Annotated in this window: 27 protein-coding genes; 7 read left to right on the top strand and 20 right to left on the bottom strand. The window is 52.6% G+C overall.

Going from position 1 to position 23,221, the window contains the following annotated elements; genetic code table 11:
* Window positions 1-19: 19 nt before the first annotated feature.
* The 14 genes from ribF to A377_RS12745 all read right to left on the bottom strand — a co-directional run bounded on the left by ribF (window position 20) and on the right by A377_RS12745 (window position 9,370).
* A complete protein-coding gene (gene ribF, locus A377_RS0107065; RefSeq protein WP_019895552.1) occupies window positions 20-970 on the bottom strand; it encodes a bifunctional riboflavin kinase/FAD synthetase in 951 nt (316 codons plus the stop codon).
* Between the two features lie 42 nt (window positions 971-1,012).
* Window positions 1,013-2,560 carry a murein biosynthesis integral membrane protein MurJ gene (murJ, locus tag A377_RS0107060; RefSeq protein ID WP_019895551.1) on the bottom strand — a complete coding sequence of 516 codons (1,548 nt, stop codon included), beginning with the start codon at window positions 2,558-2,560 and terminating at the stop codon, window positions 1,013-1,015.
* A gap of 108 nt (window positions 2,561-2,668) precedes the next feature.
* Window positions 2,669-2,938, bottom strand: a complete 270-nt coding sequence (locus A377_RS0107055) for a DUF2442 domain-containing protein (RefSeq protein ID WP_019895550.1) — start codon at window positions 2,936-2,938, stop codon at window positions 2,669-2,671.
* Window positions 2,939-3,233: 295 nt separating this feature from the next.
* Window positions 3,234-3,419, bottom strand: coding sequence for a DUF4160 domain-containing protein (locus tag A377_RS13395; protein WP_083919124.1), 186 nt, complete (start codon window positions 3,417-3,419; stop codon window positions 3,234-3,236).
* Between the two features lie 119 nt (window positions 3,420-3,538).
* Window positions 3,539-3,802 carry a 30S ribosomal protein S20 gene (rpsT, locus tag A377_RS0107050; protein ID WP_019895549.1) on the bottom strand — a complete coding sequence of 88 codons (264 nt, stop codon included), beginning with the start codon at window positions 3,800-3,802 and terminating at the stop codon, window positions 3,539-3,541.
* Between the two features lie 269 nt (window positions 3,803-4,071).
* Window positions 4,072-4,680 (bottom strand): rhodanese-like domain-containing protein, encoded by a 609-nt coding sequence (locus A377_RS0107045; protein ID WP_033422850.1) that lies wholly within the window; start codon window positions 4,678-4,680, stop codon window positions 4,072-4,074.
* A gap of 148 nt (window positions 4,681-4,828) precedes the next feature.
* A complete protein-coding gene (locus tag A377_RS0107040) occupies window positions 4,829-5,716 on the bottom strand; it encodes a patatin-like phospholipase family protein (RefSeq protein ID WP_028485342.1) in 888 nt (295 codons plus the stop codon).
* Window positions 5,717-6,130: 414 nt separating this feature from the next.
* Window positions 6,131-6,286, bottom strand: a complete 156-nt coding sequence (locus A377_RS13125; protein WP_157760784.1) for a hypothetical protein — start codon at window positions 6,284-6,286, stop codon at window positions 6,131-6,133.
* A gap of 12 nt (window positions 6,287-6,298) precedes the next feature.
* Window positions 6,299-6,514: a CopG family antitoxin gene (locus A377_RS0107035; protein WP_019895546.1), complete on the bottom strand. Its 216-nt coding sequence runs from the start codon at window positions 6,512-6,514 to the stop codon at window positions 6,299-6,301.
* The gene (locus tag A377_RS0107030) at window positions 6,511-6,798 is read right to left on the bottom strand and encodes a BrnT family toxin (RefSeq protein WP_019895545.1); all 288 of its coding nucleotides are present in this window, start codon (window positions 6,796-6,798) and stop codon (window positions 6,511-6,513) included. The genes A377_RS0107035 and A377_RS0107030 overlap by 4 nt, the downstream gene beginning before the upstream one ends.
* A 150-nt stretch (window positions 6,799-6,948) precedes the next feature.
* Entirely contained in the window at window positions 6,949-7,224 is a 276-nt protein-coding gene (locus A377_RS0107025) for a type II toxin-antitoxin system RelE/ParE family toxin (protein ID WP_019895544.1), read from the bottom strand.
* A complete protein-coding gene (locus A377_RS0107020) occupies window positions 7,214-7,468 on the bottom strand; it encodes a hypothetical protein (protein WP_019895543.1) in 255 nt (84 codons plus the stop codon). Before A377_RS0107020 ends, A377_RS0107025 begins: the two co-directional genes overlap by 11 nt.
* A gap of 280 nt (window positions 7,469-7,748) precedes the next feature.
* Window positions 7,749-7,976: a hypothetical protein gene (locus A377_RS0107015; RefSeq protein ID WP_019895542.1), complete on the bottom strand. Its 228-nt coding sequence runs from the start codon at window positions 7,974-7,976 to the stop codon at window positions 7,749-7,751.
* A gap of 269 nt (window positions 7,977-8,245) precedes the next feature.
* Window positions 8,246-9,370, bottom strand: a complete 1,125-nt coding sequence (locus A377_RS12745) for a porin (protein ID WP_019895541.1) — start codon at window positions 9,368-9,370, stop codon at window positions 8,246-8,248.
* A 137-nt stretch (window positions 9,371-9,507) separates the two neighbouring features.
* Between A377_RS12745 and A377_RS0107005 the strand changes: the two genes are divergently transcribed.
* A complete protein-coding gene (locus tag A377_RS0107005) occupies window positions 9,508-9,696 on the top strand; it encodes a hypothetical protein (protein ID WP_019895540.1) in 189 nt (62 codons plus the stop codon).
* Window positions 9,683-9,931: a hypothetical protein gene (locus A377_RS0107000; RefSeq protein ID WP_019895539.1), complete on the top strand. Its 249-nt coding sequence runs from the start codon at window positions 9,683-9,685 to the stop codon at window positions 9,929-9,931. The genes A377_RS0107005 and A377_RS0107000 overlap by 14 nt, the downstream gene beginning before the upstream one ends.
* Window positions 9,932-10,193: 262 nt before the next feature.
* Here A377_RS0107000 and A377_RS0106990 read toward each other — a convergent pair.
* Together A377_RS0106990 and argB are read right to left on the bottom strand one after the other, a co-directional pair.
* Window positions 10,194-11,371, bottom strand: a protein-coding gene (locus tag A377_RS0106990; protein WP_096777466.1) for an IS3 family transposase whose coding sequence is annotated in 2 segments (ribosomal slippage) — window positions 10,194-11,074 and window positions 11,074-11,371 — 1,179 coding nt in all. Because the reading frame shifts where the segments join, the coding sequence is not laid out codon by codon here.
* Between the two features lie 323 nt (window positions 11,372-11,694).
* Window positions 11,695-12,606: an acetylglutamate kinase gene (gene argB, locus A377_RS0106975; protein WP_019895536.1), complete on the bottom strand. Its 912-nt coding sequence runs from the start codon at window positions 12,604-12,606 to the stop codon at window positions 11,695-11,697.
* A 23-nt stretch (window positions 12,607-12,629) separates the two neighbouring features.
* Here argB and A377_RS13175 point away from each other — a divergent pair, with 23 nt between their 5' ends.
* Window positions 12,630-12,881, top strand: a complete 252-nt coding sequence (locus tag A377_RS13175) for a hypothetical protein (protein ID WP_019895535.1) — start codon at window positions 12,630-12,632, stop codon at window positions 12,879-12,881.
* Window positions 12,882-13,107: 226 nt separating this feature from the next.
* On the opposite strand, the gene A377_RS0106960 is transcribed toward A377_RS13175, so the two are convergent.
* From A377_RS0106960 to dut, 3 genes are all read right to left on the bottom strand, one after another.
* Window positions 13,108-13,926 carry an HDOD domain-containing protein gene (locus tag A377_RS0106960; protein ID WP_019895533.1) on the bottom strand — a complete coding sequence of 273 codons (819 nt, stop codon included), beginning with the start codon at window positions 13,924-13,926 and terminating at the stop codon, window positions 13,108-13,110.
* A 106-nt stretch (window positions 13,927-14,032) separates the two neighbouring features.
* Window positions 14,033-15,466, bottom strand: a complete 1,434-nt coding sequence (locus A377_RS0106955) for a phosphomannomutase/phosphoglucomutase (protein WP_019895532.1) — start codon at window positions 15,464-15,466, stop codon at window positions 14,033-14,035.
* A gap of 40 nt (window positions 15,467-15,506) precedes the next feature.
* Entirely contained in the window at window positions 15,507-15,968 is a 462-nt protein-coding gene (gene dut, locus A377_RS0106950) for a dUTP diphosphatase (protein ID WP_019895531.1), read from the bottom strand.
* A 160-nt stretch (window positions 15,969-16,128) separates the two neighbouring features.
* On the opposite strand from dut, the gene A377_RS0106940 reads away from it, so the two are divergent.
* The 4 genes from A377_RS0106940 (at window position 16,129) to A377_RS0106925 (ending at window position 22,872) form a co-directional block, all read left to right on the top strand.
* Window positions 16,129-16,380, top strand: coding sequence for a type II toxin-antitoxin system Phd/YefM family antitoxin (locus A377_RS0106940; protein WP_019895530.1), 252 nt, complete (start codon window positions 16,129-16,131; stop codon window positions 16,378-16,380).
* Window positions 16,358-16,747, top strand: a complete 390-nt coding sequence (locus tag A377_RS12135; RefSeq protein WP_456077456.1) for a type II toxin-antitoxin system RelE family toxin — start codon at window positions 16,358-16,360, stop codon at window positions 16,745-16,747. Before A377_RS0106940 ends, A377_RS12135 begins: the two co-directional genes overlap by 23 nt.
* A gap of 217 nt (window positions 16,748-16,964) precedes the next feature.
* Entirely contained in the window at window positions 16,965-21,449 is a 4,485-nt protein-coding gene (gene gltB, locus A377_RS0106930) for a glutamate synthase large subunit (protein WP_019895528.1), read from the top strand.
* A gap of 10 nt (window positions 21,450-21,459) precedes the next feature.
* Entirely contained in the window at window positions 21,460-22,872 is a 1,413-nt protein-coding gene (locus A377_RS0106925; RefSeq protein WP_019895527.1) for an FAD-dependent oxidoreductase, read from the top strand.
* Between the two features lie 78 nt (window positions 22,873-22,950).
* Here A377_RS0106925 and ccoS read toward each other — a convergent pair whose 3' ends face one another.
* On the bottom strand, window positions 22,951-23,214 hold the full coding sequence (ccoS, locus tag A377_RS12990; protein ID WP_019895526.1) for a cbb3-type cytochrome oxidase assembly protein CcoS: 264 nt from the start codon (window positions 23,212-23,214) through the stop codon (window positions 22,951-22,953).
* Window positions 23,215-23,221: the final 7 nt, after the last annotated feature.

The raw sequence follows: 23,221 nt of genomic DNA, 5'->3' as shown, positions 1-23,221 counted from the left end.
GTTCACCGACGATTTCAGCTCACAAACCAAGAAGAGAACGCGCCCGGGCGACGTCGCGGGTGATCTGCTGTTTGAGGGCGTCGAGTGAAGCAAAGGCTTGTTCCGGGCGCACAAACCGGTCGACTTCCACCCGCACATGGGCACCATACACCTCCTGGTCCCAGTCAAACAGGTGCACCTCAATCGATGGGCGCTCGCCTTTGACGGTCGGACGCACGCCAATATTGGCAATGCCGGGCTGGGGTGTCTCATCCAACCCATGCACATACACGGTGTAAACCCCTTCCAGTGGCATGCGCAGGCGTTTGGGGTTCAGATTCAGGGTCCGAAACCCCAACTGACGCCCCAGTTTTTTGCCGTGGATCACCCGGCCATGGAAACAAAAAGGCCCGCCCAGCAGATCGCGCGCCTTGGTCAAATCGTTTTGCGCCAGCGCCTGACGCACCTGAGTGCTGCTGACCCGACGCCCGTGCAACTCATAGGTGGTCATTTCCGAAACCGAAAACCCAAGCGCCCGACCCTGCAGGGTCAGAAAGTTGAAATCGCCCTTGCGCTGAGTCCCAAAGCGAAAATCGTCGCCCACCACCAGATGGCGGACCTTGAGTTGCCGGTGCAAAATCGTTTCCACAAAATCCTGGGCACGAATGGCGGCAAAATCGGCATCAAAACGGATCACCAGCACATAATCCACGTCCGTGTGCTGAAAGGCGCGCATTTTTTCGCGCAGATTCATCAGCCGCACTGGCGCGGTCTCGGGCGTAAAAAACTCACTGGGAAGCGGCTCAAACACCATCACCACACTGGGCAGTCCGGAGGAACGCGACAGGGCTGCGACCTGATCCAGAATCGCCTGATGCCCGAGGTGAATGCCATCAAAATTGCCAATGGTCACCACCGACCCGCCCGCCAGTGCCTGTTGCAATTCGGGGGTCGGGTGGCTCAGATTATGACGGCCTAAAATCAGTTGCATGCGTCTCCTGTCGTCCGCTTAATGGTGCGCATTATACCCAAATTAACGCTTCTCTGGCTCTGCAACACGCACAAGATGACGCCAGCGAAATCCGCTCAGGGTCAGCAGCAAGGCATAAGCGGCCAGCACTGCCAGAACGATGGCCAAAAGAGTGCCCACACGTTCCCAGCCACTGAAAATCAACCAGGCCTGGTCATCAGGCGACCAAATCACCACCGCAACCACCCAAACGGTATTGGCCAGCGCGCCCTGCGCCAGCAAACGTCCCCAGCCGGGCAAAGGCCGATAAAAACCGCTGCGCCACAAAAACCAGCCCAGCAGCCCCGCATTCACAAACGCCGACAGACTGGTGGCCAGCGCCAGCCCCACATGCGCCAGCGGACCGATCAACGCCAGATTCAGCACCACATTGGTCAGCAGCGCCACCACCGCCACCTTGACCGGGGTTTTCATGTTCTTGCGGGCATAAAATGCCGGAGCCAGTACCTTGACCAGAATGAACCCCACCAATCCCAGCGAATAGGCCATCAGACTGGCGCCGGCCATGTTCACATCCTGCTGGGTAAAGGCGCCGTAATAAAACAGCGTCGTCACCATCGGCTCGGCCAACAGCAGCAAGCCCAGCATCGCCGGCACCCCGATCAGAAACACCAGTCGCAAGGCAAAATCCAGATCCTGCTGAAATCCGGTCCAGTCGGCATTGGCCGCTTTTTTCGACAGCCCCGGCAACACTACCGTGGCCAGCGCCACCCCGAACACTCCCAATGGAAACTCCATCAGACGATCCGAATAATACAGCCAGGACACCGAGCCGGTCACCAGAAACGACGCCAGAATCGTGTCCACCAACAGATTGATCTGCGCCACCGACACCCCGAACAACGCCGGAAGCATCAGGCGTTTGACTTCGCTGACGCCGGGATCGGACTTCAGGCGCGGCCGGGGCAACAGACCCAACCGAATCAGAAACGGCAGATGAAACAGCAATTGCACCACCCCGGCGGCCAACACGCCCCAGGCCAGCGCCATCACCGGCACCTCCAAATACGGTGACACCCAGATGGCAAAGCCGATCAGCACCGCATTGAGCCACACCGGGGTAAACGCAGGCACCGCAAATTGGTTGTAGGTGTTCATAATCGCCGACGAAAACGCCACCAGCGAAATCAGCAACAGATACGGAAACGTGATCGACAGCATGTCCGACGCCAGCGCAAACTTTTCCGGGTCATCGGCAAAACCGGGCGCAAACACCAGCATCCACAGCCCGGAACCAAACACCCCGAACGCGGTCAGCAGCAATAAAACGCCCCCCAGACGCAAAAACAACGCATCCACCAGTGCTTTGACCGCCGCCTGCCCCCGGTTTTCCCGCGTATCGGCCAGCACCGGCACAAATGCCTGTGAAAACGCGCCCTCGGCAAACAAACGGCGGAAAAAGTTGGGGATTTTAAACGCCACAAAAAACGCATCGGCTCCGGCTGTGGCACCAAACAGGCGCGCAATCACCATGTCGCGCACAAACCCGAGTACGCGCGAAATCATGGTCATCCCACCCACCGTGGCCGTGGCTTTCAAAATCCGTCTCACTCAAACGCTCCGTCGTGACAATACGCCCATTTTACCCCGCTGGCCGACCCACAGGCACAAAAAAACCGGGGCAACCCCGGTCTCATTGACTGGTTAAATCGATTTGATTCAAGCCGTTTTCTGATTCAATGTGGACGTCTGGACTCCCATCAAGAACCCTTTGATACTCAAATCTTCATCCAGCAACGGCCAGTGAATGCCTTCACCGTCACCCAGCAATTCAAAGTTTTGCAATTGTTCGGGCGTCGCAGTGGCTAGACGTTCATACCAAACCAGCGGCACTGTGAGCGTTCGTCCGTCTGTCAGCGAAATCTTCAAGTCGGATTCGGTCACAGTAACTTGGTCAGCCGTGGGTTCATTAATCTGAAAAGTATTCATTCCATGCCTCCAGAAAACTTGATTGGTGGGTCTGAACTAGTGTAGCTTCCTAAACTGCATGGTGCTTTAGAAGCTGCCCAAATTTCTCAAGCCAAGGCGCTGTTTGCAGGCAATGGCCAGCCCTTGGCAAAAACAGCAACGCAGGATTGGGGAATTTGGGCGCTTCCCTTCGGGCGAGTCAGGAAAACGCCCTCTGCGTTGTTACGCCCCTTGTAAAGGGCGCGCCATTCACTGCGGCGCGTGCCTAGCAGAGAACATTTTCCTGATTCGCTAAAGCGCCATGCAGTTTAGGAATCTACACTGGCTTATAGACATCACGAATCTCTTTGGATGAAAAATGCCTAGAACCGGCGTACTGTACCGGATTCAGCCAAAACTTGGCCAAGGCCTTATCTCTCTGCACATGAATATGCGGCGGTTCCGCATTCTCATTACTGTAAAAGAAAAATCGAAACGGACCGATGCGTAAAACCGTTGGCATATACCCTCAAAACTCAACCCCTGTCCCTGCATTCTATTCCTGAATTTCTTGTTTGCCAACACAAAAAAACCGGGCAGTGCCCGGCTTTTTGGAATGCATGCTTTTTTGCCTGGCCGTTATCAGGCCATGGCTTTGACGCGTGCGTTCAGACGGCTTTTGTCACGGGCCGCTTTGTTTTTTGGCACCAGACCTTTGTTGGACAGGTTGTCGATGCTTGACTGAGCGACTTTGAATGCGGCTGTGGCCACGTCTTTATCGCCTGAATCAATGGCTGCGTCCACTTTTTTGATGGTGGTACGCATTGCCGCACGCATGCTGGCATTGTGCTGACGGCTTTTTTCCGCCTGACGTGCGCGCTTGGCTGCTTGTTTCGAATTTGCCATGTTACTTCTCCAAAATTCTTTGTTTTCAAATATTTAAATCGGTACGCACCGAACGCAAACCGAATCGAAAGGGCTAAATCTTTCATTCGGTCGCGATAACTGTTTGAAAGGATTGCCGAATTATCCACAGTTTTGACGCCAAAGTCAAACACCGTTTTTATCTGATATGCGCCTGACACAAACAAAAACAGGCGCCGAAGCGCCTGCGTAAAAAGGGTTTTTAACCAGGCCTGGTCAAAACCGGCCTGACTCATCATAAACGGCGTTGATCAGTAGCTGACGCCGTATTGCTTGAAGTACACTTTGTCCGGATCAATGGCATAGGTCCATTCCGCACCGGAATTTTTCCAGCCGGCCTTGATGCGGAAACCTTTTTTGTCACCGTCTTTGACTTTTCCGCCTTCAAATCCGTCGGTCATGGTGTAGACGTTTTTAAAACCATACTGGTCCAGCATCTTGGCCACCGGAGCCGCACGGGTCGCGCCAGAACGACACATGATGATGTAGGTGTTGTCGCCGTCATAACCTTTGTCAAAAATGATTTCCTCAAACTGGGAAATCCACTTGTTGTTCTGTACCGGCATATAACGCGGCTTGTTTTGTTTGGTGTCCATTTGCGAGTAATCAAACATCACCCCCGGCAGCATGATGTCGGCTTCTTTGGTGTAGCCCACAAACTGCCACTCTTCCGGCGTGCGCACATCCACCAGCACCACAGAATCGTCTTTTTTCATCATTTCCTGCGCTTCCACCGCGGTCACATACAGACCTTGCGGCGTCTGCCGAGACGGATCTTTGGGTTCCGGTGCCGACATCGCGCTGGTGCTCACCGCTGTCAACATGGATGCAGCCAATGCGTGGGTCAAAAATCTATTCATGCAATCACCTCTTGTTCTTTCGAATTACTCTAAACCTCAAAAGCCATATTAGCTTTTTCTTATATTAAGGATTGCTATGAATAAATCAAGGGGGCTTATGATGTTTTTTGGAATTCAGAAAGACCAAAGAGAACGGCTTGGCCCTTCTTTAAGCGGGATTCGAATCAGAAATCAAATGCGCCAACTGTTTGGCCGCCTGATCATAGCCGTGCTGAATCATTTCTTCCGCCCGGTCGAACTCCAACATGCCACAGGCATCACTGGCGATCTCAAGCCGATCATCCGGTGGGTAGGCCGCCAGTTTCTGTCGGGCGATGGTGTTCTGCATGCTGTCAAACGCCAGATCCGCGATTTCATACGGCCCCCACTCCGCCAGGTCCTCGCCCTTATCGGCAAACCAGCCGCGTACTTTGCTGTAGATGGCCGACACCCAGTCTTCCTGTTTTTTGGGCTTGATCGCCTCTTCCACCGGATGATGCCTGGCCTGCGCCCGGGACTCGCCACTCAAGCTGACGGCGACAATCCGCTCACAGCCATCGCCAAACACAGGCGCAATCGGCACCGGGTTCAAAACACCGCCATCGATCAAGGCGACGCCATTCAATGTATAAGGGGTAAAAAACAACGGCAGCGAAATCGAAGCGCGGATGCTCTGAGCCAGCGAGCCTTTGCGCAGCCAGATTTCCTTCTGTTGTTCAATGTCGGTGGCCACGGCAGTGTAAGCAATCGGTAAGTCCTCGATCTGAACGTCGCCCAACAGCTTTTTCAGGGTTTTAAGCAGCTTGTGCCCTTTGACCAGCCCGTTTTTCTGCCAGGAAATGTCCAATAGCCGCAAAAGCGCAAACTTGTCCAAATCGCGCGCCCAGGACTCGAGCCGGTCAAGATGCCCTGCGGCGTGAGCGCCACCCACCAGAGCCCCAATCGAGCTGCCCGCGACCGCGCCAATTTCAATGTCCTGATCTTCCAACCAGCGAATCACGCCAATATGGGCCAATCCCCGCGCGCCACCGCTGCCTAAAACCAAAGCAATACGCATCCACCCTTCCTCTTCGTCCAATCGATTCAAACTGCCCTCGAAATTATAAAGGCATTGATGCGCCACCAGTGAGTTTTCACCTATTAATGAAACGAAGCACCGCAGACAAGGCAAACCGGAAACTTCCAACACAAAAATCACCAGGCCTGGTGATTTTGGCAGCGTTCAGACAATAAAAAACCCCGGAAGGCCAAAGCCAACCGGGGTTTCAGTCTGATCAACTTACGCGTTTATGAGTTAAAATCGCAAAATATGCAAGCTGAGGACGCTTGCGAAAATAAAGAGCAAAAAGCACTTTTCCTGTTCACAAACGTCAGGTGAATCAGTGCCGGTGTTTTTTGGCCAAAAAATAGAATGCAAGCGCCAATACCCCAACTGCGATACTAACGGCTAACACAGTAATGTCCATTGAATTCATGTTTCATCTCCTTCTTTGACCAAACCTAAAATTAACGCTCCAATTGCTGACAAAAGCAGGAAAACAATGCCAGAGGCATAGAAAACGGCATGGTTTGGTGATTCCAAAGATTTGTAGCCAAAGTAACCAAATTGAGCAATGGCAACTAACACACTTTTTACCTGTTAATGCCATTGCACATCCAGCTTTCGATGTGAATTAACACAATCTTTAAGATAAAGATTGATTAAGCTCTGATAAGGAATACCTGAGTCATCGGCCATCTGCTTAAAATAAGCAATCACATCCTCCCCTAATCGGATCGTCACCGGTTTTTTCAGTTTTGATACATAAGGGTTGGGAGTGGCTTTCATCTTTGAAAAATCATATTCCTGTTTCATTTCAGATTTCTCCTGTAATACCTTTGCTCATTTGGCGTAGCCTTTCTTGCTGATATGATACGTAAAACATCTGAATCTGGCCCGCGCTCACAATGTACAACCACCAACAACCTGGATAAATTGCTTTTACCAAGTAAGATAAAACGTTCTTCGCCTTTTGCGTATTCATCCTCAAACAAAGTCGCAAATTCATCGTAAAACACTGTTTTTGCTTCTTCAAACGAGACTGAATGTTTTTTCATGTTGGCGTCAGACTTAGACTCATCCCATTCAAAAATAACCATATTTACATTGTATTTATTTTACAGGAAAAAACAAGACGAACCAACATCTGGTTCTTGCCGTTCCATTTCACATAATCGCCGTTATGGAAACATCGCAGAAAAAAAGATGGGTGTCCTTTTCCCAACCAGGGGGCAGGGAAAACAAAAATTTCAGTAAACCTCGTCGTGAGCGCCAATGTCTATGGGCATGATTTCACGCTCGGTGATCAACAGATCAATCACAACGCGGTACTTCATGTTAATCGAAACACTGTGATATGTGTTCATGCGCCCCTGCAGCTTGTGCAGTCGCAAAGATGGATGGTAGGGATCAAGCGCCATCAACTTCATGGTTTTGGTATAACGCTCAAGGACATCTGGGTGCTTCCTGATAAATTTTTTGAGTCGTTTGAAATAGGCATCCGTTCGAATGATTTTATAACTCATCCATCAACTCTTTGATGTGATCTTCCGCGGTTTGAACTTTGTAGTTTCCAGCCTGTTTATCCTGCATGGCCTGCAGATAGGCCAAGTCCAATTCGTTCTGACGAAAGGCCTGATAACGCTCAATGTCCAACACCACATACTTGTTTTTGCCACGGACATTGATCACAAGCTCATCCGCTTTTTGCAACATCTTCCCAAGAAATGACACGCCTTTGGTCTTCACATCGTTGGCATTCACAATCATAATCGCATCCTTAAGAGTACTTTTAAAAGCATTCTAGCACAAAACAAACCTTAAAATCACCAAGCCTGATAATTTCGGCATGGTTCAAACAATAAAAACCCCCGAAAAGCCAAAGCCAATCGGGGTTTCAGTCTGATCAACTTGCGAGCTTAAACTCAACTGAGCTCAGGTGCAATAAACCTATAAAAAAACCTGTTTTCGACTCTAATTCAAGCCGAATACCATACTATGAACGCCATGGCTGCCAGGAAAACGAGGCCACCAATAATCATAAACTCCATTATAAACTCTCCATTTTTTTAATTCGTTTGAAGGCCTTGATGTGAATAAAAATCAACATCAAAGAGAGCGTCGCGATTGCAAAGGTTGCCATCCACAGTTGTGCGTCAGATGCATCTTCAAACCGGTTGAAAAGCCAAGCAATAACAGACGCATCCGCCGCAAACAAGGCTAAAAAGATCGCTTTATACCAAGAAACTTCTTCTTTCAATTCATCCAGTTGACTCATTTTTTACCCTTTTTGATTTTGACTGTAACACATCTTCATCAAAAGCCAACAAACCGCATTCTAATACATTCTGACAATAAAAAAGAAACCGGCAAAAAAACATGGGGCCCTTTTTCCGCTCTTCCTTGAAGCTTTGGTTCCGACATCAATCATAACAAAATTTACCAGGCCTGGTGATTTTGGCAGGGTTCAGACAATAAAAAACCCCGGTAGGCCAAAGCCAACCGGGGTTCAAGTCTATCAACTTGCGAGCTTAGGCTCGCGATTGATTAGAACTTGTGCAGCAGACCAACAGACCATACTGTTTCTTCAGCATCACTCTTATCGGATACGTCACCCTTATGCTCGATCATAGAGTAATCAACATAAGCGGTGGTTTTCTTGCCTAGTGAGTAGTTCACACCAACAGCGTAGTTTGTGGAATCTTCATAGTCGTTGCCAGCGGCATCTTCTTCTGAACGATCAACCATTGCAACAACAGCTTTTGGCATGAATTTTCCGATTTTGTAGCCAGCACCCACAGTCCATACAGAACCGTTTTGGTCAGAAGTTGTGATCCCGTCATTTCCACCAGAGGAAACATCGTTCAACTCCAAGCCATCACCAGAAAAGTCTTGGTACATGGCATTAGCAACCAGTCCACCCATTGCGTACTGAGCGGCCAAACGGATGTGCGTGACATCAGCATCGTCGTCAGTATAACGCTTAGTTACGTACTGAGAAGAAGCTTTATCCATCGCGGCTGACAGGAATAAACCTTCTTTCTTTGAACCATACATAGCAGCAATGGAGTAGATGTCAGTCAAGCTAGACTTTTCAGTCGCATCTTCGCCATTAAAACCTTCGCCATTGTCGTAATCGCTAGGATCTTGCTCTTGAGGTGACAATGCAGCTACAAACTTCACACCACCAAACGATGGAGATACGTATGCCAGAACGTTGTTGATACGGTTTTCACCACCTTTACCAAACGCACCAAGACCACCGGCAAGTTTACCAAAGTCCGCTGTACCGTCGTTAAACAAGTCTTTAGGTTGTGCCATTTTGAAAGGGGTGTCGTGACGACCCATCAGGACCGTACCGAAACCACCGGCCAGACCAACGTACTGGTTACGATCGCCAACGCCGTTGCCGTTCATACCCAGAGAGAATTCAACCTTGTAAACCGCTTTCATGCCGTTGCCCAGATCAGAAGACCCTTTTACGCCCAGACGTGAAGCGATGTTATTCACTTGCTGACCTGATGATTTGTCAATTGTTTTTCCATCAAAATCTTTGGTGTCTTTAAATTCCAAAGCCTGGTTTACCTGACCATATACAGTCGGCGCATCGGCCATGGCGACTGGCGCTGCGATAGCAGAAGCTACGGCTAGAGCTACGATATTCTTTTTCATGTAGTCGTTCCTTTTATTAAAACGTTGTTGTGATGAAACGTTCACCTGCGTGAACTTGAGAGCAACTATATTTACTTTGAAAAACCGGCGCAAGCCTTTTACTGAAAAAAAGCACAAAAATTTATTGTGTTGCAAAAATGCAACACTCGCTTTTGATTCAGGCCGTGATTAGGGTGCTCACAACGGCACATATCGCCCTCATCGGTAAAGACTTCCAGCATGACGGCGTGTTCGACCCGGCCATCGATCATGTGTGCGGCCTGGCAGTTTTTGCCATTTGCGTTACCAACATGGTTGGCTTAAGATTGGGCTATGGCAAAAATTGATGAAATCAAAGAAAAAATCGGTGCCATCAAAACCTACCTTGGTTTTGTGGTGGCGTTTTTAATCACAATTGGTGCAGGCGTTGCAAAGCTGTATTTAAATGACTCTGCTGTTTACCTTCAAGCACTGGGTGCAATTGGATTGGTTTTATTTTCGATCATTTTTGCGTTTCTGGCAAAAACCATGCACAAGAAAATACAGTCATTAAGGAACATTGACTCAAAGGATTCAGAATGACATTTTCAACCATTATCATCACCATTGCTTTCATTTCTGTGCTGGCCGCTGTGGCTTACGGCGCTTATCAGGTTGGACAGGATTAGCCAGGCATTGTGACACTGAAAGAAATGCGACACGATGCATCCCGTGTCAAAAAAGAACACTTCCTGCTTCGCTGGATGCTAGGTTTTAACGTGGCCTTTACAGCCGCTATACTGTGGCGCGTGTTTTTTGGGGCTTAAAAAAGATGGTGTAATGGTCAAGTTTTTTTGGAAGCGTTCTAAGCCGCATTGGCCATTTCCTGCCGCTTCATGTTTGGCGTCAAGTAACCTATGGCGGAATTTAATCTGCGATAGTTGTAAAATCGAATGTATTGCTCAACAGCCGTCACGACAGATTGGTGGTTGATAAAACTCAGATCGTTTAAACGCTCGGTTTTCAGGTTGCGAAAGAATCGTTCCTGAACGGCATTATCCCAACAGTTGCCCCGTCGGCTCATGCTGGGGGTAATTTCGTGCCATGCCAAAGCATTGGTAAAGATTGTGGCGCTGTATTGCACGCCCTGATCTGAGTGAAACATCAGGTTTCTGGTATTAGGCTGTATTCGGGTAATGGCATCCGTCAATGCCTGTTTGGCCAGATGAGCATCTGGCGTTGTCGACAGAGCGTGACCGACAACTTCTCTGCTGCCCAGATCCATCACAGTAGCCAGGTAACTCCAGCCTTGATGCGTTCGAATGTAGGTGATGTCACCAACCCAGTGGGTGTTCACGGTGCCGGGATTAAATTGACGGTCTAAAAGGTTGGCGGTCGTCGGGTGTGCATTGCCGCCGCGGTAGTAATGGGGCTTTTTAGGTGCCTTGGCAACCAGTCCCTGTTCTTTCATCAACCGACTGATTTTAAAGTGCCCCACCTGCATCCCGTCCAGCGCCAGAGCGATTTTCATGCGTCGGCGACCATAGGTGCCATGGGTCTGTTCATGAAGCCTGTGCATCGCTTGGATGACCTCTTGATCTGATCGGTTGGCGGGTTTCGTTTGCATCTGGTAATAGTAGGTCGAGATCGCCACGTCAAACAGCCTGCACAGCTGGTGAGTGGTCAGTTTTGGGTCTGCCTTTTTCATCTGCCCAATCACTGTAATGCTGGATTGTCGCGAATGAAAAAGGCGGTGGCCTTTTTTAACAGGGCATTGTCCCGCTTGGCGTCAGCCAGTTGCTGTTCCAACTCCTGAATGCGTCGATGCTCTTCGGTCAGCGCGGTTTTGCCTTCAGGGATCTCGCCGTTAAGCTCCTGACGGTATTGTCGTTTCCAGCGAGTCACCGCCGAGGCACAGGCACCGGACAATTCCATGATCTGTTTGTTGGTATAACCATCCTCGATCATGAGCTTGGCATATTCCAGTTTTTGTTTTGGACTGATGTTGAGTCGTCCTTTGCGTTTAGATCCTGTTTTTGACATTGTGGTCTCCTGAATAACAGTTTGGGAAGGCTATCACAACTTCCAACTTTATTAGACCATTACATGGATGTCACTCTCGCAGAAATCGCTATTTGGGGCCTTGCCATTGCCACGGCTGTATTGCTCTTTTATATGATCGAGGTACTGTCACAGGACTAGGCTGTTTGAGCCTTTGCCATCCTTTGAAAGATTCCTGCTTTCGCAGGATTGACGTGTGGGGGGTTGGGAGATTCTTGCTTTTGCGGGAATGACTTTGCCACTCTGATCAAGACCCTTCGGCTTCGCTCAGGGTGACAACGCTTCTTTGCTAACTGACGCCTTTTTCAAGCCGTAATCAACGTCCCCACACCCTCATCAGTAAAGACTTCCAGCATGACAGCGTGTTCGACCCGGCCATCGATAATGTGCGCGGCCTGTACGCCATTTTGCACCGCCTCCAGCGCGCACTGGATTTTGGGGAGCATGCCGCCGTAAATGGTGCCGTCCTTGATCAGTTCGTCGACTTTTTTGGCGTCCAGCCCGGTCAGCAATTGATCGTTTTTGTCCAGCAATCCCGGCGTGTTGGTGAGCAGCATCAGTTTTTCCGCATTCAGGGCTTCGGCCACTTTGCCCGCGACCAGATCGGCATTGATGTTGTAGGACTCGCCTTTGGCATCCACGCCGACCGGCGCGATCACGGGGATAAAGTCGTCTTCGAGCAGCATGGCCAGCACGCGGATATTGATGTTGGCGACTTCGCCCACATGCCCCAGGTCAATCAATTCGGGCGCATCCAGATCGGAGGTTTGATCGGTCATTTCCAGTTTGCGCGCTTCGATCAGGTTGCCGTCCTTGCCGGTCAGGCCGACGGCATTGCCGTTGTGCTGGTGAATCAGGTTGACGATCTCCTTGTTGACCAGACCGCCCAGCACCATTTCCACTATGTCCATGGTTTCGGTGTCGGTGACGCGCATCCCTTGAATGAATTCGGATTCCTTGCCCACTTTGTCGAGCAATTTGCCGATTTGAGGGCCGCCGCCGTGGACCACCACCGGGTTCATGCCGACCTGCTTCATCAGCACGATGTCGCGGGCAAAGCCGTTTTTGAGGGATTCTTCGGTCATGGCATTGCCGCCGTATTTGACCACAATGGTTTTGCCGGCAAAACGCTGAATGTAAGGCAGGGATTCGGCCAGGACACTGGCGATGTTCTGAGCTTGTTCTTTATTCAGATTCATGGTGGTTTGAACTCGCATGGGCGCTGTTTCTCAAAGTAAAAATGCTGGGTAAATATTTGCTGAATTTTAGCATGAAGTGGGCGGGAATGCGTTTTGATCCATTGAAACTCTCATTGAGAGATTCCAGCTTTCGCAGAAATGACGGTTCCCTGAGCGAAGCCGAAGGGTATTTTCAAGGTAGCGCCGGGTCGAAAAGATCCCTCCGCTTCGGTCGGGATGACATGGGTGGTTTAGCTGAGCAGAATCAAACTTACCTTGCTGCCTCTATTTTGTTTTACGTTATTTTTGCCTGAATTCAAGTTGGTTGGGTAAAATTTGAAGGATTCCTGCTTTCGCAGGAATGACGACATAAGGAGTTATGACCATGGGTGAAATTTTTCTTATTCTGGCCGCTGGCATCTTTTTTGGCACCTTGGCGCTCATTGCACTCAAAAACACCGACCGCAAAGACTCGAAACACTGACTTTTCACCAGGCCTGGTGAAAACCGCGTCTGACTGACTGGTTGCGAGCCCCCCGCTCAACCGAAGGTGGCCAGTGCATTGCGGACATCATTGATCTGGTCCGAATCAAGCATCAGTTCCTCCCGGCCCTCTTTCAGCTCGTCTTTCGCTTCCTGCGCCATAAAACTGCCAAAAGAGATTTCGTTGACAACCACATTGGCGACTTTGATCATGGCCACCAGGGTTCTGACCTGTTCGTTTCGAATGCTGTCAATGGGATTGTGATGAGTCATGATGGTATTGAGCACGTTCACATTCAACTTCCACTTCTGCCCCATCAAAATGCCAATAAAGGTGTGATTGGCACCGTACGCTTTCAATTCCTTTTCCATGGCCGTCACGGGATGTGTGTTCAACTGGCTGAAAAGTTTTACATAATGCTCCGGGTCTTTGGTTGCCAGCAGCAATGCACCGGCATTGTGAAACAACCCGGTCAGATAGGCCTGATCACGGCTTACACCATGCACATAATCAGAGAGTTCGGCACAGCAGTAGGCCACATCTTTAGAGTGCTCAATGATTTCATTGACCTCGCGCTTGTTGAAAATATTTTTCATGGCCGAGGCCAGCACCAGATTTTTCAGATTGTTGTGCCCCAGAGCATCCACCGCATCGCGAATGGTTTTGACTTCCGCTTTTACCTTGATTACCGGCGAATTGACAATGCGCAGAACTTCGCCGGACAGTTTGGTATTGCTTTTAATGATGTCGGTAATGACCTGATTGTTGGGGAATTTGCTGGAAAGTGCTTCGTCGAGTTCCAGGATTTCCTTGGGCAGATCGGGGATTTTGACGCCTTTGATGGCGTTCAGGGCGGCGCGGAGTTGTTGTTCCATGGTTGCTTGTGCTCACGTTTTTTTGACAATTATATCATTGACGCATCCTGACACAACCGCAGTGAAGGCATTGGGACGTTTTGCCGGATCGCCGGACCATGAAAAGTCAGAAAGGCAGCATCAAGGCGGGATCCACCTGCTGGATCAGGCCGCGAAAACGGGCTTGAATGCGCGCCAGCGCCTGCGGGGTGTCGCCTTCAAAGCGCAGGGTGATCAAAGGCGCGGTGTTGGACGGCCGGATCAGCCCCCAGCCGTCGTCAAAGTCGGCGCGAATGCCATCGAGCGTAAACAGGCTGGCACCGCTCAGCCAGTCGCTGCGCCCGGCGGTCTCGCGAACCTTGTCCATAAAGCTATAATGCTCGCCTTCGGCAAACGGCAGATCGATTTCCGGGGTATTGCAGGCATCGGGCAAGGTGGCAAACAACTCGGCCGCCGTCCGCTTCTGAGCGGCCACAATCTCAGCCATGCGCGCGGCGGTGTAGATGCCGTCGTCAAACCCGTACCAGCGCTCCTTGAAAAACATGTGCCCCGACACCTCGCCGCCCAGCGCCGCGCCACTGGCTTTCATTTTCGCTTTCATATAGGAGTGCCCGGTTTTCCACATGGTGGCCCGGCCGCCGTGGGCTTCGATGTCGCGCGCCACCAGAGCCGAACACTTGATGTCGTATAAAATTTCTGCACCCGGCTGGCGCGTCAGCACATCGCGGGCGTACAACATCAGCTGGCGGTCGGCGTAAAGCGATTGCCCGGTGTCATCGACCACGCCACAACGGTCACCATCGCCATCAAACGCCAGACCCAGATCGGCCTTTTGCGCCACCACGGCCCTGGCCAGATCGGCCAGATTCGCGGCCTTGGCCGGATCGGGGTGATGATTGGGAAAGCGCCCGTCCACGTCACAAAACAGTTCCACGACCTCACAGCCCAATGCCCGAAACACCACAGGCGCAAAGCGCCCGGCCACGCCATTGCCCGCATCCAACACCACTTTCAAAGGCCGGTTCAGCGCCACGTCATCGACAATGCGCTGGCAGTAAGCCGGGAAAATGTCCAGCGACTGCACCGGGCCGGGCGTCATGGCTTTTTGACCAGGCCTGGTGATTTGTGTGGAGTCAGCGGTTTGTGCGTTGGTTTCAATGCGCTGGCGAATGGCCTGAATGTGCTCACCATAAAGCGTGACCCCACCGGCCACCAACTTGATGCCGTTGTAGTCCGGCGGGTTGTGCGAGCCGGTGATCGCGATGCAGGACCGGACGTTGGGCAGGATCTCACGCGCAAAATACACCATGGACGTGGTCACTTCGCCCAGGTCAATCACCGCCAGGCCTTCACCGGAAAGGCCTTCGATCATCAATCGGGCAAAGCGCGGGCCGGACAAACGCCCGTCTCGCCCCACCACCACATGGGTTTCGCCCGACTCGCGCAAAGACTGGGCAAACGCCCGGGCAATGGCCGAAACAGCGGTTTCGGTCAGGGTCTGGTCCACCACGCCGCGAATGTCGTAGGTGCGAAAAATACTGGGATCGATCAATGCTGACATCCGTTCAGTGTAGCCCGGCTTGATGACAGCCGGATGACCATTATGCCTGTCCGGTGTGGCCAAAACCGCCCGCACCGCGCTCGGTGGCTTCGCCAAACTCGTCCACCTGAGTAAACACCGGCTGCATCACCGGCACAATCACCATCTGGGCAATGCGCTCACCCACGTCAATGGTGTAGGCGCTGTCGGAACGGTTCCAGCAGGACACCATCAGCGGCCCCTGATAATCCGAGTCAATCAACCCGACCAGATTGCCCAGCACCAGCCCGTGCTTGTGGCCCAGCCCGGAACGCGGCAACAACATCGCCGCCAGCCCCGGATCGTCCAGATGAATCGCCATGCCGGTCGGGATCAGTTCCGCCTGCCCCGGTTCAATCGTCATCGGCGCATCAATACAAGCACGCAAATCCAGTCCCGCCGACCCTTTGGTGCCGTAATGCGGCAACGGAATCTCATTGCCCAAACGGGCATCCAGAATTTTGTATTCAACCTGTAAACTCATAACAAAGCCGCTCCCATTAAAAAAACACCACGCATTTTACCGCAACCCATCACCAGGCCTGGTGATTTTTTACCTGCTCGAAAAGACCTTTAAAAGCACCATTGAAAACACCTTAAAAAAACTTCATGATAACCAGACAACCTAAACAGAGACAAAAATCATGAACACACACACCGTGCTCACGCCACTCACCACAAGCATTTCCGAGCTGAAAAAAAACCCGATGGGCATTCTGGAAGCCGGACAGGGCCAGCCGGTGGCCGTACTGAACCGAAACCAACCGGCGTTCTACTGCATCCCCAGTGAGTCCTACGAAGCGCTACTGAACAAACTGGAAGACATGGAACTGGCTTTGAAAGTCCACGCCCGTGCAAACGAAGAAGAAATCGATGTCGAACTCGATGACCTCTGAGCCTTATGCCCTTCGGTTCAAAAAATCCGCCCTGAAAGAATGGCGGCGGCTTGATGCCGGGATTCAGGCGCAATTCAAGAAAAAACTCGCCGAACGATTACATCAGCCGGTCGTCCCTGGTGACCAGTTGCGCGGCCTGGCCGATTGTTACAAAATCAAACTGCGCAGCGCAGGCTATCGGCTGGTCTACGAGGTGCATGATGATGTCTGTGTGGTCACGGTCATTGCCATCGGCAAGCGAGACAGACAGACGGTATACAAAAAAAGCCGGAAAACGACTGAAGTAATCCCCAACGAACCCCCATCCCTTGTCACAATGCGCTACGCAGATTGCTATAATTGCTTTCAAAACCTGAAAAAAGTATAATTTCGCACCCTTTTGTCTGGTGACAGGACAAGGTTTTGCCTGACACCGACATCGAACTGGACAACGGACCTTGCCGGAGGTTATGGAAACACACCATATCTCTGACAAACGGAATAACGGTTACTTTACAACGTGACTTAAATAACAGTGACATAAACGGCCTTGCCACGTTGGCATCCCACGTGTTGCGGTCCGAAAACGCAGACAGGAATTCACCATGACTCATTCACTTTCGCGCTTACAAGGTCTCTATTCACCGCAGTTTGAAAAAGAAAACTGTGGGTTTGGGATGATCGCCCAGATGGACGACAAGCCCAGCCATTGGACCGTGCAGACAGCCATCGAATCGTTGGCCAACATGACCCACCGTGGCGGTGTGGCCGCAGACTGCTGCACCGGTGACGGTTGTGGCCTGCTGATCAAAAAGCCCGACGGTTTTCTGCGTGCCAAAGCGCAGGAACAGGGCATCGCCCTGAATGCGCGTTACGCGGTGGGTATGATTTTCCTGAACCCGGACTCAGACAAGGCTGCCACTGCGCGCAAGGCGCTGGAAACAGCCCTGCAAGGCAAAAACCTGAGCGTCGCTGGCTGGCGTGACGTGCCGGTGGACTCCAATGTGCTGGGCGAACAGGCTGCGGGCATGGAGCCGAAAATCGAGCAGATTTTTGTGCATGCGCCCGATGAGATGAGCGATGCCGATGTCAATCGCGCCCTGTTTGTGGCACGTCGCCAGACCGAAATGGCGATTGAGCCGAACGACGAAGATTTTTACATTGCGTCCTTGCACACGCAACTGCTGGCCTACAAAGGGCTGATCATGCCGCGCGAGCTGCCGTTGTACTACTGCGATTTGCAGGAAGAGGGTTTTGAGTCGTCCCTGATTTCCTACCATCAGCGCTTTTCCACCAACACACTGCCCCAGTGGCGTCTGGCACAGCCTTTCCGCTATCTGGCGCACAATGGCGAACTCAACACCATTCAGGGCAACCGCAACTGGGCGCTGGCACGTCAAAGCAAGTTTGAAACGCCGCTGATCCCGGAATTGTCTGAACTCAAGCCACTGGTAGCACAGGAAGGGTCGGATTCCAACTCGCTGGACAATATGCTGGAAGTGCTGGTGATGGGCGACATGCCGGTCTTTCAGGCACTGCGCCTGCTGATTCCGCCCGCCTGGCAGAACATGCCACACATGGACCCGGACCTGAAAGCGTTCCTGGAGTACAACTCCATGCACATGGAACCCTGGGACGGACCGGCCGGCATGGTCATCAACACCGGCAAATACGCCATCTGTGGCGTGGACCGCAACGGCCTGCGCCCGACCCGTTATGTGATCACCAAAGACCGCCACATCACCTTCGCGTCCGAGATCGGGGTTTACCCTTATGATCCGGCCGACGTGGTGGAAAAAGGCCGCCTGAAACCCGGTCAGATCATCGCAGTGGATTTGGAAGCCGGGCAGTTGCTGATGCCGGAAGACATTGATGAGCAGTTGAAATCGGCCAAACCTTATCGCCAGTGGATGGACAAGGGTTACATGCGTCTGGAAGAACGTCTGGACGCGGAAGATGCGATTGATCACTGGAGCGCGGAAGAGTCGGACGTTTATCAGAAATACTTCCAGGTGACCTTTGAAGAAAAAGACCAGATCATTCGCGTTCTGGCCGAAAACGGTCAGGAAGCGACCGGCTCCATGGGCGATGACGCCCCCCTGCCGGTGTTTTCGCACAAGCAGCGCTCGGTGTTTGATTACTTCCGACAGATGTTTGCGCAGGTGACCAACCCGCCGATTGACCCTTTGCGTGAAAACATTGTGATGTCGCTTAACACCTGTTTCGGGCGCGAACTGAACATGTTCGACGAAAGCGAGGCCCATGCGCGTCGTCTGGAAACCCAGTCGCCGGTGCTGTCGCCTTCCATGATGCAACAGCTGATCCAGATTGTGGACGAAGATTACGCTTCCAAACGATTGAGCCTGCATTACAACCCGGAAAGCCAGGGACTGGAAGCGGCAATCAGAGCCTTGTGCGACCAGGCCGTGGCGGCGACCAGAGCGGGCACCACCCTGCTGGTTCTGTCGGACCTGAACATTGAAAAAGGGCTGATTTCGATTCCGGCCGCCATGGCGACCGGGGCGGTGCATCACCGGTTGATCGCCGAAGGGCTGCGTCCCGAAGCCAACTTGATCATTGAAACCGCGACTGCACGCGACCCGCACCATTTCGCGGTACTGTTCGGCTATGGTGCCACCGCGGTCTACCCGTATCTGGCCTATGAAAGCCTGCAGGACATGATTCGCACCAAAGAACTGGATGCCAAGGTCGGTCTGTCCAAATACATCAAAAATTACCGCAAAGGCATCAACAAAGGCCTGTTCAAAATCCTGTCCAAAATGGGGATTTCGACCATCACGTCTTACCGTGGTTCGCAGTTGTTCGAAGCCGTGGGCCTGAGCCATGAGATTGTGGACCTGTGCTTCAAAGGCACGTCCACCCGGATCGAAGGCACCCGCTTTGAGCACTTGCAGGCCGACTTGATCACAGTAGCCAAGGAAGCCTTCAACCCGCGCAAGTTCCTGAAGCCAGGCGGTTTCCTGAAATACATTCACGGCGGCGAATACCACGCTTACAACCCGGATGTGGTCAACTACCTGCGCGATGCGGTACAAACCGGCAACCAGGCGGCGTACGACCATTTTGCCAAACTGGTCAATGAACGTCCGGCCATGACCGTGCGTGACCTGTTGACCTTCAAAAAAGGCATCCAGCCGATTGAACTGGATCAGGTTGAGCCAGTGGAATCGATTTACAAGCGTTTTGATTCGGCGGGGATTTCCCTGGGCGCTTTGTCGCCCGAAGCCCACGAGGCACTGGCCGAAGCCATGAACCGCATCGGCGCACGTTCCAACTCCGGTGAAGGCGCCGAAGATCCGGCCCGTTATGGCACCGAGCGCATGTCCAAGATCAAGCAGATCGCGTCCGGCCGCTTTGGCGTGACCGCGCACTATCTGCGCAATGCCGAAGTGATTCAGATCAAGGTCGCCCAGGGTGCGAAGCCGGGCGAAGGGGGGCAGCTGCCCGGTCACAAAGTGGATGCGACCATTGCCAAATTGCGGCACTCGGTGGAAGGCGTCACCTTGATTTCGCCACCGCCGCATCACGACATTTATTCGATTGAGGATCTGGCGCAGCTGATCTATGACCTGAAACAGGTCAATCCGCATGCACTGGTGTCGGTCAAACTGGTGGCCGAACCCGGTGTGGGCACCATCGCCGCCGGCGTGGCCAAGGCCTATGCCGATCTGATCACCATTTCCGGTTACGACGGTGGCACCGGGGCCAGCCCGTTGACCTCGGTCAAATACGCGGGCAATCCGTTTGAAATGGGTCTGGCCGAAGCGCATCAGGTTTTGCGTGCCAATGACCTGCGCGGTCAGGTAATTCTGCAGGCGGACGGTGGTTTGAAAACCGGCCTGGATGTGATCAAAGCCGCAATTCTGGGCGCAGAATCATTCGGTTTCGGTACCGCTCCGATGGTGGCGCTGGGGTGCAAATACCTGCGCATCTGCCACCTGAACACCTGTGCGGTGGGCGTGGCGACGCAGGATGAGCGTTTGCGCAGAGACCACTTTATCGGCAAGGCCGACATGGTGATCAACTACTTCCGTTTTGTCGCCGAAGAAACGCGTCAGTGGATGGCCAAGCTGGGCGTGACCCACCTGCAGGATTTGGTGGGCCGCACCGATTTGCTGCAAAAAATCGAGCAGCCTTTGACCGACAAGCAACAAAACATCGATTTATCGGCCATACTGTCAGACGGCGGTGCTGGCAAAGACAAACCGCAAACCGTGCAAGTCGAGCGCAACATGCCTTGGGACAAAGGTTCATTGGCCGAAGAAATGGTCGAGACCGTTCTGCCCGAAATTGAAGGCAAAACCGGCGGCGAGCATGATTTCCATCTGGTCAATACCGGCCGCTCCATCGGGGCGCGCATTGCCGGTGAAATCGCGATGCGCTATGGCAACACTGGGATGAAGGACACACCGATCACGCTGAATCTGACCGGCATCGCCGGGCAATCGTTCGGCGTGTTCAACGTCGATGGCTTGAACCTGCACTTAACTGGGGACGCCAACGACTATGTGGGCAAAGGCATGGCTGGCGGCGAAATTGTGATCCGTCCGCCGGAAAACTCGTCCTTTGACCCCCACACCACGCCGATTGTGGGCAATACCTGCCTGTACGGCGCGACCGGCGGCACCCTGTTTGCCCACGGCACCGGCGGTGAGCGTTTTGGGGTGCGTAACTCCGGCGCGGTCGCGGTGGTCGAAGGCCTGGGCGATCACGGTTGTGAATACATGACCGGTGGCACCGTGGTCAGTCTGGGCCCCGTCGGGGTCAACTTCGGGGCGGGCATGTCCGGCGGCATGGCCTTTGTTCTGGACCTGGACCGAACCCTGCCCGACCGCTTGAACAGCGAAATGGTGGAAGCCATTCGGATCGATACCGAATCCACCGAAGCCTATCGCCTGTATTTGAAAGATTTGTTGCAGCGCTATGCAGACAAAACGCAAAGCGCCTATGCCCGCGAAGTGCTGGCCGACTTCAGTCGTGTCATCCACAATTTCTGGCTGGTCAAATCACGCGCCATCGGCGTGGAAACGCTGCTGGATCTGTTTGCCAACAGTCGTGACGGGGAATAAGGAGTCAACCATGGGAAATGTCAGACAATTTTTGGAACTTGACCGCCAGATGCCGGAGAAAAAACCGGCAATGGAGCGCAAGCAACACTTTGAAGAAATCTATCAGGAATTTGACCTGCAGCATGCCATGGCCCAGGCGGACCGTTGTTTGCATTGCGGCAACCCCTACTGTGAATGGGCGTGCCCGGTGCACAACTACATTCCCAACTGGCTGAAGCTGGTGTCAGAGGGCAACATCATGGAAGCGGCGGAAATGTCGCACCAGACCAACTCTCTGCCGGAAATGTGCGGGCGCATCTGCCCACAGGACCGTTTGTGCGAAGAAGCCTGCACACTGGAAGACACCAATTTCGGTTCGGTCACCATCGGTGCGGTGGAAAAGTACATCACCGACACCGCCACAGATATGGGCTGGACCCCGAACCTGGACAACATCGAGATGACCGACAAAACCGTCGCGATCGTAGGCTCGGGTCCGGCGGGTCTGGGCTGTGCCGACATTTTGATCCGAAACGGCGTCAAGCCAGTGGTGTTTGAAAAGCAACAGGAAATCGGCGGCCTGCTCACCTTTGGCATTCCTCAATTCAAGCTGGACAAGGACCTGGTGGTCAAGCGTCGCCAGATCATGGAAGGCATGGGCGTGGAATTCCGTTGCAACACCGAAGTGGGCAAAGACATCGAATTCGATGCCCTGTTGAACGACTACGACGCCGTGTTTGTGGGCATGGGCACCTACAAACCCATGGCAGGCCGCTTTCCGGGCGAAGACCTGCCACAGGTCTACAAAGCGCTGGATTTCCTGATCGGCAACGTCAAAAACGAACTGAAGATGGCACAGCCGGACGACGCCTTCATTTCCGTCAAAGGCAAACGCGTGGTGGTTCTGGGCGGTGGTGACACCACCATGGATTGCACCCGCACCTCTGTCCGTCAGGGGGCCAGCGAGGTCTATTGTGTGTACCGTCGTGACGAGGAGAACATGCCAGGCTCCCGTGCCGAAGTCAAAAACGCCAAAGAAGAAGGCGTCCAGTTCAAATTCAATCTGGCGCCGGTCGAAGTGTTGGAACAAAACGGCCAGGTCAGCGGCATCAAGGTGATTCAGACACGCATGGGCGAACCGGATGAAAATGGACGCCGCCGCGCTGAAATGGTGCCGGGATCGGAAAGGGTCATTGACTGTGATGCCGTGATCGTGGCGTTCGGCTTCCAGCCCAACCCACCGGAATGGCTGAAGCCGCACAATGTCGAATTGACCGACTGGAACACCATTGTGGCCAAAGAGGATTCGGAGTTTCCTTTCCAGACCAGCCACGAAAAAATCTTCGCGGGCGGTGACATGGTGCGGGGCTCAAGTCTGGTGGTGCATGCCATCGCCGAAGGCCGGGCGGCCGCAGAAGGCATTCTGGATTATCTGGACGTGTAATCGCGTCCGACCCACCCCATGAGGTCATGGGTCATGAGTTCAGACCAAAAAAAACGGGCTTCGCCCCGTTTTTTTTGGTTAGGATTTTTTTTGATCTGTCTGATCTACAGAGGGGTTCACTGCCTCTTCTGTGTGCTCGTCCCGTTCGGTCGATTGCGCTTTGTCTGAATCCGGGTTGTGCCGTGAGGCGCCTGGCTCGTCATCGTCGTCGTCCATGAAAATGGAATGCGCCGCACCGTCCAGATCATCAAAATGCCCTTTTTTGGCCATCCAGATGAACACTAGTACCACCAGAAAGCCAAAAAACAGCATCATCGGAATCAACCCATAAACCACATCCATTGCGCTC

Source organism: Hydrogenovibrio halophilus DSM 15072, from assembly GCF_000384235.1.
In the GTDB taxonomy this organism is placed as follows: Bacteria; Pseudomonadota; Gammaproteobacteria; order Thiomicrospirales; family Thiomicrospiraceae; genus Hydrogenovibrio; species Hydrogenovibrio halophilus.
The sequence above is the reverse complement of the archived record's forward strand: the minus strand, read 5'-3'. Positions and strand labels throughout refer to the sequence as shown.

Excerpts from the sequence above, each read along its gene's own strand:
- ribF (WP_019895552.1), bottom strand. The coding sequence starts at position 970 with ATGCAACTGATTTTAGGCCGTCATAATCTGAGCCACCCGACCCCCGAA.
- A377_RS0107055 (WP_019895550.1), bottom strand. The coding sequence starts at position 2,938 with ATGAATACTTTTCAGATTAATGAACCCACGGCTGACCAAGTTACTGTG.
- A377_RS13395 (WP_083919124.1), bottom strand. The coding sequence starts at position 3,419 with ATGCCAACGGTTTTACGCATCGGTCCGTTTCGATTTTTCTTTTACAGT.
- rpsT (WP_019895549.1), bottom strand. The coding sequence starts at position 3,802 with ATGGCAAATTCGAAACAAGCAGCCAAGCGCGCACGTCAGGCGGAAAAA.
- A377_RS0107045 (WP_033422850.1), bottom strand. The coding sequence starts at position 4,680 with ATGAATAGATTTTTGACCCACGCATTGGCTGCATCCATGTTGACAGCG.
- A377_RS0107040 (WP_028485342.1), bottom strand. The coding sequence starts at position 5,716 with ATGCGTATTGCTTTGGTTTTAGGCAGCGGTGGCGCGCGGGGATTGGCC.
- A377_RS0107035 (WP_019895546.1), bottom strand. The coding sequence starts at position 6,514 with ATGAAACAGGAATATGATTTTTCAAAGATGAAAGCCACTCCCAACCCT.
- A377_RS0107030 (WP_019895545.1), bottom strand. The coding sequence starts at position 6,798 with ATGGTTATTTTTGAATGGGATGAGTCTAAGTCTGACGCCAACATGAAA.
- A377_RS0107025 (WP_019895544.1), bottom strand. The coding sequence starts at position 7,224 with ATGAGTTATAAAATCATTCGAACGGATGCCTATTTCAAACGACTCAAA.
- A377_RS0107020 (WP_019895543.1), bottom strand. The coding sequence starts at position 7,468 with ATGATTGTGAATGCCAACGATGTGAAGACCAAAGGCGTGTCATTTCTT.
- A377_RS0107015 (WP_019895542.1), bottom strand. The coding sequence starts at position 7,976 with ATGAGTCAACTGGATGAATTGAAAGAAGAAGTTTCTTGGTATAAAGCG.
- A377_RS12745 (WP_019895541.1), bottom strand. The coding sequence starts at position 9,370 with ATGAAAAAGAATATCGTAGCTCTAGCCGTAGCTTCTGCTATCGCAGCG.
- A377_RS0107005 (WP_019895540.1), top strand. The coding sequence starts at position 9,508 with ATGCAACACTCGCTTTTGATTCAGGCCGTGATTAGGGTGCTCACAACG.
- A377_RS0107000 (WP_019895539.1), top strand. The coding sequence starts at position 9,683 with ATGGCAAAAATTGATGAAATCAAAGAAAAAATCGGTGCCATCAAAACC.
- argB (WP_019895536.1), bottom strand. The coding sequence starts at position 12,606 with ATGCGAGTTCAAACCACCATGAATCTGAATAAAGAACAAGCTCAGAAC.
- A377_RS13175 (WP_019895535.1), top strand. The coding sequence starts at position 12,630 with ATGCTGGGTAAATATTTGCTGAATTTTAGCATGAAGTGGGCGGGAATG.
- A377_RS0106960 (WP_019895533.1), bottom strand. The coding sequence starts at position 13,926 with ATGGAACAACAACTCCGCGCCGCCCTGAACGCCATCAAAGGCGTCAAA.
- A377_RS0106955 (WP_019895532.1), bottom strand. The coding sequence starts at position 15,466 with ATGTCAGCATTGATCGATCCCAGTATTTTTCGCACCTACGACATTCGC.
- dut (WP_019895531.1), bottom strand. The coding sequence starts at position 15,968 with ATGAGTTTACAGGTTGAATACAAAATTCTGGATGCCCGTTTGGGCAAT.
- A377_RS0106940 (WP_019895530.1), top strand. The coding sequence starts at position 16,129 with ATGAACACACACACCGTGCTCACGCCACTCACCACAAGCATTTCCGAG.
- A377_RS12135 (WP_456077456.1), top strand. The coding sequence starts at position 16,358 with ATGTCGAACTCGATGACCTCTGAGCCTTATGCCCTTCGGTTCAAAAAA.
- gltB (WP_019895528.1), top strand. The coding sequence starts at position 16,965 with ATGACTCATTCACTTTCGCGCTTACAAGGTCTCTATTCACCGCAGTTT.
- A377_RS0106925 (WP_019895527.1), top strand. The coding sequence starts at position 21,460 with ATGGGAAATGTCAGACAATTTTTGGAACTTGACCGCCAGATGCCGGAG.
- ccoS (WP_019895526.1), bottom strand. The coding sequence starts at position 23,214 with ATGGATGTGGTTTATGGGTTGATTCCGATGATGCTGTTTTTTGGCTTT.